We start from the raw sequence: 2538 nt of genomic DNA on the forward strand, positions 1-2538 counted from the left end.
AACGGTCATCTTCAAAAATAATAATTGTTCCTGTAGGAAGACGTTCTCCTTGTAACTGCCCTCGATTCCACATTCTCCAAGCAGTGTCATAACTGATCCCTTTTTTCTTAGCATAATCTGATAGTTTCATGTGAACTGCAACGTAAACTTGTACTAACCATATTAGCAGTTGTTTGCAGTCATTTGCATATATTTTTTACAAAACTTTACAATACCAATCCCTAAGAGCGTCTTCTGCGTCCGAGTGGCGTTGCCAAAACTCTCGTAATTTAACTTTACTGATCACGTGCATCGATCGCTAGTTTTATTGTTGTCTTTAACTTAGATAAGTAGCTGGTTATAATTAAATTAAAAATGGATTTTAGGTTCGATCCCCCCTGCCCCCCTTGATAAGGGGGGTGCCGATAGGCGGGGGGATCACCCTTAATAAGGGGGGCATCTGATAATTTTTAACGCCTACCTACTTAAACATCGATCGCTCTAATAATTATAGTGTATGCCAATTTGACCGATCGCTCCCCGCACCCCAGAAAAGCGCACCCCTTCGCCGCTCTCTTGGGAGATCGCCCTCAATCCCCAATCGAGTAATCAATAGGTAGATAAAGCATAATAAATATAAATAACAAAAACCTTGACAAAATCGGGGGGGGGTAAAATTCGGGGGAATTTAGCTACACAATGTCTTCTATGCCACTCAAAAGTTCCTTTTGCTATTCCGTCGCCCTCGCCACGGTAGCCACCGCCACCCTCGCACCAGTTGCCAGCGCCGCAACTTTTAACTTTTCCTACACCTCCAGCTTAGGAACCATCACTGCGACGGTGGACGGAACCCTGCAACCAGATAACAACACGGTATTCGTCAGTTCTATCAGTAATACCACCTTTAACGGCTCTCCCGCCCCCGCTCTTCCGTTGACAGGTTCTTATGTCGATAGCATTCTTGCTGGTGGTGTTGTAACGGGTCAGGCGGTGCTATCCCTAGACGGATCGGGACTAGATTTTGTCGCTTGTAACACCACGAATTGTAATGATGGATTCGGCTTTTTGCCCGCTGGCCTTATAGGTCCGGTTGACCTTTTCGCTTCCGTCGGTGGCTACGGTAGTCTTACGGGTGGCGAACCCTTCGTTCTCGCCAATTATTCCCTGACCCCGGTTCCCGAACCAGCGACGGTTCTCGGTTTACTCTCCGTTGCGGGGGTCGGTTTATTGTGCAAAGGCCGGAAACTAGAAAAGTAATTTTGACCGACTGATCCCCCTGCCCTCCTTATCAAGGTGGGGTTGACTCATAGTAGGGTTGATTGATAGTAGGGTTGATTATAAGTAGGGTTGATTCATGAATCAACCCTACTTATCAAGGGGGGTGTCTGACAACTTTTAACGCCTACCTACTTAACTAAAGGGATTAACGATCATCAATTGATTCTCGATTCGCTGACCATCTTGTAAATCTTCACTGTAGAGAATTTGACAGCCCGCTTCCAGAGCGCTGGCCAGTATTAAACTATCAAAGTAACTATATTGATAACGTTCCGCTAGATTCAATGCCATCTCTATCGTATTAACAGAAACGAGGACGATTGGGAATCCCTCGGAAAGCTCTTGTACAGCGTCTCGAATTTGCGAATAGCTTAGGGAAAATTTCCGTTTTAATACATTTATCGTTTCATTTAAAACCTGTGTACTAATCCAAGCCTCACCCGATCCAACACAATCAATCGCTCGCTGTCGTTTATCCGGCTCATCCTCAGAATACCCGTAAATTAAGACATTAGTATCGATAAAAACTTTATCGGGCATTAGCCTCGTCCCGATCGAATGTAAATCCCCGTGTATTTAAAGAAATCGCCTCGAACATCGTTTTTTCAGTTTTCTGGCTCGGATCGGGGACGATTTCCGAGTCATCCAAAACAATCACCCGCATCATCTTACCTTCCCATCGAGAAGAATATCGGGGGGGAACGCTCACCTGACCGTCATAAATAACCGTCCTAAATTCGATCGCTTCCATACATAGCTCCAATTAAACCCTATCTCTACTTTAGCTCTAGAGTTAAGCGATCGATTAAATCCTATCAGGGGAACTGGGACAACGGGAACACCGAAACGGAGACTATAACTATTTTAATGCTAGTTATTTTGTTTGTCTTTGGCCAATGAAAAGAGCGATCGGCGGCTAGAGTATTTCTTTGATGATACTATAACCCCCCGCACCCCAGAAAAGCGCACCCCTTCGCGCATCTCTGGGAGATCGCCCTCAATCCCTAATCGAGTAATCAATAGGTAAATGAAGTATAAGAAATATAAATGATAAAAATCTTGACAAAATGGGCGGGCGAGGGTAGAGTAGGGGGGAATTTAGCTAAACAATGTGTTCTATGCCACTCAAAAGTTCCTTTTGCGGTGGTGATTCGGTAGTAGTGATGGCGGCTTAATCCTTTGCTTTGCTGTGCATTGTAGTCATGGATAAAATACCAAAGGGTTCCCCAACGTGATTCTCCATTTTTTTAGAGAAAGATAGACTCTCTCTCACCAGCCGAG

At 44.7% G+C, this 2538-nt stretch carries 3 protein-coding genes and 1 pseudogene; 1 reads left to right on the top strand and 3 read right to left on the bottom strand.

The genetic code is table 11. The annotated features are described in order from the left end of the window. Window positions 1–130, bottom strand: a pseudogene (locus tag IM509_RS09930) (IS607 family transposase); the annotation flags it as partial. Between the two features lie 557 nt (window positions 131–687). Between IM509_RS09930 and IM509_RS09935 the strand changes: the two are divergent. Then, window positions 688–1236 (top strand): PEP-CTERM sorting domain-containing protein, encoded by a 549-nt coding sequence (locus tag IM509_RS09935; protein WP_185237184.1) that lies wholly within the window; start codon window positions 688–690, stop codon window positions 1234–1236. Between the two features lie 153 nt (window positions 1237–1389). On the opposite strand, the gene IM509_RS09940 is transcribed toward IM509_RS09935, so the two are convergent. Further along, window positions 1390–1797 carry a PIN domain-containing protein gene (locus IM509_RS09940; protein ID WP_072927600.1) on the bottom strand — a complete coding sequence of 136 codons (408 nt, stop codon included), beginning with the start codon at window positions 1795–1797 and terminating at the stop codon, window positions 1390–1392. Then, a complete protein-coding gene (locus IM509_RS09945) occupies window positions 1787–2008 on the bottom strand; it encodes a hypothetical protein (RefSeq protein ID WP_052275261.1) in 222 nt (73 codons plus the stop codon). Before IM509_RS09945 ends, IM509_RS09940 begins: the two co-directional genes overlap by 11 nt. Window positions 2009–2538 lie beyond the last annotated feature (530 nt).

Source organism: Microcystis sp. M31BS1 (genome assembly GCF_020245285.1).
Taxonomy (GTDB): domain Bacteria; phylum Cyanobacteriota; class Cyanobacteriia; order Cyanobacteriales; family Microcystaceae; genus Microcystis; species Microcystis panniformis.

Bases quoted from the DNA above. Each gene is read 5' to 3' on its own strand.
- IM509_RS09935 (WP_185237184.1), top strand. From the start codon at position 688: ATGCCACTCAAAAGTTCCTTTTGCTATTCCGTCGCCCTCGCCACGGTA.
- IM509_RS09940 (WP_072927600.1), bottom strand. From the start codon at position 1,797: ATGCCCGATAAAGTTTTTATCGATACTAATGTCTTAATTTACGGGTAT.
- IM509_RS09945 (WP_052275261.1), bottom strand. From the start codon at position 2,008: ATGGAAGCGATCGAATTTAGGACGGTTATTTATGACGGTCAGGTGAGC.